A 6,896-nucleotide genomic window follows, 5' to 3' on the forward strand; every position below is an offset into this window, starting at 1 on the left:
CTTATGATTCACGCTGACGAGCTAGCCGCCATCCTCAATCACATTCTGGTGGGCGAGCAGACCGAAGCAGAAATTATTAAGCTGCGCGACTCGATCAGTATGTCTGGCGATCGAGTACAAATTGCTGCCCAAGCAGAGGATCAACAAGACAGTCAACCGATCCGCCAGATCACAATCGGACAGATCAGCGGTGGAGAAGTGCATATCGGCGACAAGATTTACCAGGGCGCGGATGCCGAAACGATCCGCAGCATTCTCCAAGAGGTCTTGCAGCCGCTCCACAAGCCGACAGCAACAGGTATTCCCGAGAATCTGCCGCGCAGTGGAGCAGTGCAGTTTGTGGGACGGACAGAAGTGCTGGAAATTCTGCACCAACAGCTCCAGCATCCTCAGCAGCTAATCACAGCGATCGCTGGCATGGGCGGCATCGGTAAAACAGAATTAGCCGTGCAGTATGCCAATCAGTACAAGGCGGAGTATCCTGGTGGGATTTGCTGGATTCACGCTAGAGGGTTGGAAGTCGGGACTCAAATTGTCCAATTTGCCCGATCGTACCTTCAGCTTCAGCCACCCGAAGACCTGGATCTGTTAGCACAGGTGGGTTTTTGCTGGACTCATTGGCCTGACGGAGACACGCTGATTTTGTTCGACGATGTTGTCAAATATGCAGTCATTAAGCCCTATTTGCCGCCGCACGATCGCCGCTTCAAAGTAATTTGCACCACGCGCCTGCGCTTAGGTAAGTCCGTCAAGCAATTAGAGATTGAGGTCTTAGACGAAGCCGCATCGCTAGCCCTGCTAAACTCGTTGATCGGGGCAGAGCGACTGCAAGCAGAAACGGAAACGGCGAAGCAGCTCTGCGCCTGGTTGGGCTATCTGCCGCTGGGCATTGAACTCGTGGGGCGCTACCTCGATCGCAAGCCAGACTGGTCGATTGCCACCATGCAGCAGCGATTAGAGAAGAAGCGGCTGGCGGAAAAAGCGCTGCAGCAGCCCGATGAAGATATGACCGCTCATACTGGCGTTGCAGCTGCCTTTGAGCTGAGCTGGGAGACCCTAAGTGCAGCAGCTCAGCAGATGGGGCTGTTGCTGAGCCTGTTTGCACTGTCGCCGATTCCCTGGTCACTGGTCGAGCGCTGCTGGACTGATGTAGATCCGGAAGAACTGGAGGAATTGCGAGATGACTACTGGATTAATTTGCACTTGCTCCAGCGCAAAGGCAATCAGTTGTATCAATTTCATCAGTTGATGCGAGAATTCTTGCAGGCTAAACAGCAGGACTACGCCGATTTGGACGAGCTGAGGCAGCAATTCTGTCGGGCGACCGTCCAGGCAGCAGTAGAGATTCCAGAGTTTCTCCCGCTACCGATCATTAGCACTGTCGCGCCTACCGTTCCGCACATTGCCGAAGCCGCGATCGCACTAACAGCAACACTACCATCTGCCGATCTGGTTAAGCCTTTTATCGCCCTGGGGCAATTTTACAAAGGTCAGAGCTTCTTTTCACAGGCTGCCCAATGGTATGAACAGGGCTGGCATCAGGCAACACAGCGGTTGGGCCACCAGCACAGCGATCTGGCATTGATCCTGACGCGGCTAGCAGGGTTGTATAAGATTCAGGGACGCTACGCTGAAGCTGAGCCGCTTTATCAACAGGCATTGCAAATCAGGCTGGCACTGTCTGACAGAGAACAGCCTGACAGCGAGCAAGCTGGCAAGCAACTAGAAGTGGCACTAACGTTAAATGAGTTGGCGATTCTCTACACCGAGCAAGGGCGATTTGCCGAGGCCGAACCGCTGCTGAAGCAAGCCCTGTCTACTCGCCAAACCCTGCTGGCTACCGATTGCCCAGAGATTGCCGAAAGCTTGGCAGCGCTGGCGATCCTATATCAATATCAGGAACAGTTCACTAAATCAGAAGAATTGTATCTCAGGGCTGCTGCTATTTATCAAAAAACGCTGGGAGAAGAGCATGAATTAACGATCGAGTGTTTCCATAATCTCTCCGTGGTCTATGCCAAGCAGGAGCGATTCGCTGAAGCAGTGGCTCTCACCAACCGGATTCTAGAGCGGAATCGGCGACTGCTGGGTGAGGAGCATTTAATGGTCGCCAATAACTTGAATACACTGGCTTCACTCTACACTTCGCTCGATCGCCTCTCAGAAGCAGAGCCGCTGCTGGAAACGGCGTTGCAGGGGTTTGTCCGCTGTTTGGGCAGCGATCACCCTTACGTTGCCTTTGGCTTGAGCAATCAGGCCAAACTCTATGCGGCTCAGGGGCGCAGCGCTGAAGCTGAAGCTGTGTATATTAGAGCGATTGCCATCCTGGAAGCAAAATTCAAAGCTGACTATGCAGATGTGATCGAGATCTTTCAGCAACAGCTCCACGAGCTGCAAGCCAGGATGTCAGAGCCACAGGAATCTGAAGAGCGCATGAAATAGTTTAAAATTTGTTGACAGCTTTTATCAGCCGCCCTATCGTGGTCGCAGCCCTGCTTAGCGCCCCGCATGAAGCTCAAACGATTTTTTCTGACGCTCTGCGTCGCGTTGTTTCTATTTGTGGGATGTCGTCCAGCGACTGATGCCTTGTTTTCTGGAAGCGCTTCACCCCCTCTACGCCGTCAACCTGAGGCAGCGGCACTCGCTTCTCCAGTCGCACTCGCTACCCCGACCGCACCGGTCAGCGCTAGCAGCGAAGACCAGCAGTGTAATGTCGTGATCCAAAAAGCGATCGAGCAGTTTGACTCGAAGCAGTTTAAGCAGGAGGTCGGTGGTAATGGAGCAGCGCTGGCTGAGTTTGCTCAGCGTCAGCAAGCAGAACAGCTTCTGAACTTTCTGGGGCAAGAAGCAGAGGAGAATAGCAAAGCAGAGTATCATCAGGACTCGCTGTGTCTGAGCCTGAAGCGGCTGGAGCTAGCGCAGCAGCTAGGAGACCGCCAGTTGCTGCTGGCGCTGTATGGTGTGGGCAATGGATATCGGGCGATCGGTGATTTTGCCAATGCATTGAGCAATTTTACTGGCTACCTGAAACGGGCGCGAGCTTTGGGCAATCAGCGTCACGAAGCCGTGGCGCTGGGTAGTATCGGTGAGATTTATCAGGAGTTAGGAGATTATGAACAGGCGCTGCAATACCACCAGCAGCGCCTGGGTATAGCCTACGAAGTTCAGCATTTTGAAAATGATCCGGATCAAGACGCTAATGGTTTTGATGGTTACACAGGATCGCAGCTTGTTGGCGATGCTTTGGGGAGCATTGGAGATAATTACTATATTCAACAGAACGGCACGAAGGCAATCCAATACTACGAAGCACGGTTTAAGATCATTAATAAGCTCAATAAGAAGCTGAAAGTGGCAACCACAAAATCTGGTGTGGATATGAGCTTGCAGCCTAGCTGGATTGCAACGTTGACTAGTCTGGCTAAAGCCTATGATGGAAATAAGGAAACTGAAAAAGCCGGAAAAGAGTACGAAGAAGTTAAACGGCTTATCGACAAATACCCTGTCCTTGCTCACTCCGCTGCGGCTTCGAGGTTCTACGAAAGTTGGATTAACTTTCTGCTCTCTCAAAAAAGATTGAAAGAAGCGCTCAAAATCGCCGATGGTTTCATTCAGCGCTATCAAAAATTGGTTCACCCGTCAAAGCAGCTAGATCTAATTACGCGTCTTTTGGCTTTTGACAAATCGAAGGATTACTGCGACAAAGTGGCTCGAAATCCTTCGAGTATCTGTGAAGATGAAAAGACGATAGTGAAGGACTCTATTAATCTTATTATCGAGTTTAAATCTGGGAAAAAATGGCTTTCCGAGCTGTCGGAGCAGCTGGACAAGCTATCGGATACTGCTAAAAGTGAGCTAGATAAAGCCTGTGAGCGTAAGCAGCTTGATTGTACGTTGCGCGTCAAGTTTCCCAACAACGATCGAAGTTTGGGACGGGTTTATAACCTGGCGGGTCTGGTGTATCTTCAACAAGGCATGCTCCCAGAAGCCGAAGAAAAGTTTAAGGCGGCGATCGACCTCCGCAACAAGCTGTCGAAGCAGCGCTTAAGCGATACGCTCAAAGTTTTTTTCTTTGATACTCAGCGCAACGCCTATCTCAACCTCCAGCAGACGCTGATTCAGCAAGGAAAGAATGAGGAAGCGCTGGTCATCTCCGAGGATGGCAGAGCGCAGGTTTTTGCAGAAATGCTGGGCGCGAATCGGGCTGCAAATCCCACAGCCAATGCAGACAGCAATTCCAACCGCTGTAGCGGCAAGGTGGCAATTGAGCAAATCCGGTGCGTTGCCCAAGAACATAAACTAACTCTGGTCGAATACTCTTTAATCGAGCAGCCGATCGTCGCCGATCGTCCAGCAGAGGTGCTGATCTGGGTGGTTAAGCCCACCGGAGAAATTGAGTTTCGATCGCAGTCAATCAGCGAGGCGTTGCAGGCATACAGCGCTCAGACTGCCACAAACTGGATTCATGAAGCGCGCAAACAGATTGGTCTCTATGGCTCAGATGGAAAAAATCAGCGTGCCACATTTCTAAAGGATGGGAGAACGGCAAACAAAGCTGCAACCGCTCCAGATGTTCCTTTCGACTCAAAAGCGCAGGCTGACACGCTCCAGAATCTCCATGCGCTGCTGATTGAGCCGATCGCCGATTTGCTGCCCACATCGCCTGATGAGCACGTCTTGCTGGTTCCCGACGGCAGTTTATTTCTGATTCCTTTCGCAGCTTTGCAGGACAAGACCGGAAAATCTCTCCTGGAATCGCATATATTGCAGACCGCGCCTTCGATTCAGGTCTTGAATCAAATCTACTCGCGCCTGCCCTCCAGAGATCGCCTATTTTCTAATCCACTGATTGTGGGCAATCCTCAGTCACCCTCAATCAACTGTCAGGGCGGAGATATCGTCTTACCGCCACTGTACGGTGCAGAATCTGAAGCTGAGAACGTGGCTAAGCTATTGCATGCGCAGCCCCTAATCAGAGACCAAGCGACCGAGAGTACCGTGAGACAAAAGATCAACAGCGCTAGCCTGATTCATCTGGCGGCTCACGGGCTGTTAGATAACTGCCCAGGGTACGCCGTGCCGGGGGCGATTGCCCTAACTGCCGATGGAGATACCGAGTCAGCTAATGGCTGGTTCACGTCCAGTGAGATTGCTGACCTGAAACTGACGGCAAATCTCGCGGTTTTGAGTTCTTGCAGCACGGGACAAGGTCGGCTAACGGGAGATGGAGTCATGGGGCTTTCTCGCTCTTTTCTAAAAACGGTTCCCAGCGTGATTCTCTCCTTGTGGAGTGTTGACGATGGCTCCACGGCTGAGCTGATGAATCAGTTCTATGAGAAGCTACGAGGCATGGATTCACCAGATAAAGCAGTCGCCCTGCGAGACGCAATGGTGGCAACGAAGGCAAACTATAAGGATCCTCGACAATGGGCTGCATTCTCTCTCATGGGTACTGCTGAGTGAGGTATCCCTTTCGGCTCTGTCGAAAAAACTATTGAGGAACAAACGATGGAATGGAGGCAAGCTCAATCAAACAACAAGTTCAAAGATTTGGGACACCACACTTAGGGGTCGAGTTAAACTCAGCGGAGCAGTCACCCACTCCGCTGAGTTTAACTCGACCCCTCATACACCAATTTCATCACGCCTAAACGGGTGTGAATAAGCAAAAGATTTGGCACAATTTGTAAATCACTAGCGCAATCCGTCAAAGCTTCTCTAGGGCAAGATGCTACTTTCTGATGACCTGAGATTTGCTACATCGGGTATGTTTAGCAAACGCGAAAAAAACAACGTTAAGGCTAAAACCTTCGCCTAGCAAGGATTTCAGCCTCTGTTTTTTGTAGAATTTAAGACATTCAAATCGTTAGATTCTTTGATGGGTAAAGCTTTCAGGCTTTTTCAGGATTATACAGATTTTGGCGTTCTTCTCTTGCCGTCAATAGCTCTGGACTAGATTTAGCTTAAATCACCGTTTAGTTATGGTCTAAAACCCTTGATTTCTCGTTGAGCTAAAAGTCTAGAACCAAGCAAAATCGTTTGAGTAGTTGCACTGTTAAGCAACTACTCTATTTCTAAAACTCAGTCATAGCAGTGCTTTTGAGCTTAGAGTTGTTTATTGTTCCGTTGCTAAATGAAGGCGATGTCGCGGGTCGGGTGCATGCCGTTGTTCGGTGGTGCCCGCCAGAGAGCAAATGCCCTCACTGGCTATAACGCACGCTCCATCAGGATGTCCCTTTGTGGGTCTGAGCCCAAATGAAACACGTGCTCGCCGACTGCGCAAAAGTTCCACTTGCGGTAGAACGCCTGCGCACGCCCGTTCCGCTCCCACACGCCGAGCCAAATAGTCTCGTACCCTACCTGCCGCGCCCCATCTACGCACGCGCGCATCAACGCCTCCCCGACGCCGCGACCTAGCCATTCCCGCGACACATACAGCCGCACCAGTTCGATGGGCTTAGGTCCCTCGACGCCCGCTGCTGGCTCGCCTGCATGCAGTTGGGCGTAACCCGCTGCGAGCCCGCCGACTTCCGCAATGAAGAAGGTGGAGGCGGGATCGTTCAACTCAGTTGTCTGCTGCGCGGGGTTGAAGGACGCGCAGAGGTAGGCAGCCAGATCTTCCGGGCTGTTATCGGCGGCGAACGTCTCGAAGAAGGTGTGCGCACCTAACTCGGACAGCAAGCCTGCGTCCTCAGGGTTAGCGCGACGAATCGTTAGGTCGGGATTTTGACTCATACCATTTACCCTCACGCCAATGAAGACGTCGAACGGTCGTGTTCAGCGGACGCAGATACCTTTTGCCACTCAACGAAGAAGACCAATACGTTCCGCTGCAACACAATTGTGTACGCCCAGCATGGGCGTGAACTAATGGGGTGAAAGTCCCCTGGAGGAGA

General features: G+C 51.6%; 3 protein-coding genes. 2 read left to right on the plus strand and 1 reads right to left on the minus strand.

Going from position 1 to position 6,896, the window contains the following annotated elements; translation table 11 throughout:
* Positions 1-3 precede the first annotated feature (3 nt).
* Together AC5JMP_RS19490 and AC5JMP_RS19495 are read left to right on the plus strand one after the other, a co-directional pair.
* Positions 4-2,442 carry a tetratricopeptide repeat protein gene (locus AC5JMP_RS19490; protein ID WP_495853153.1) on the plus strand — a complete coding sequence of 813 codons (2,439 nt, stop codon included), beginning with the start codon at positions 4-6 and terminating at the stop codon, positions 2,440-2,442.
* Positions 2,443-2,508: 66 nt separating this feature from the next.
* Entirely contained in the window at positions 2,509-5,463 is a 2,955-nt protein-coding gene (locus tag AC5JMP_RS19495) for a CHAT domain-containing tetratricopeptide repeat protein (protein WP_495853154.1), read from the plus strand.
* A 744-nt stretch (positions 5,464-6,207) separates the two neighbouring features.
* On the opposite strand, the gene AC5JMP_RS19500 is transcribed toward AC5JMP_RS19495, so the two are convergent.
* Positions 6,208-6,735 carry a GNAT family N-acetyltransferase gene (locus AC5JMP_RS19500; RefSeq protein WP_495853155.1) on the minus strand — a complete coding sequence of 176 codons (528 nt, stop codon included), beginning with the start codon at positions 6,733-6,735 and terminating at the stop codon, positions 6,208-6,210.
* Positions 6,736-6,896: the final 161 nt, after the last annotated feature.

It is taken from the genome of Drouetiella sp. (genome assembly GCF_059504425.1).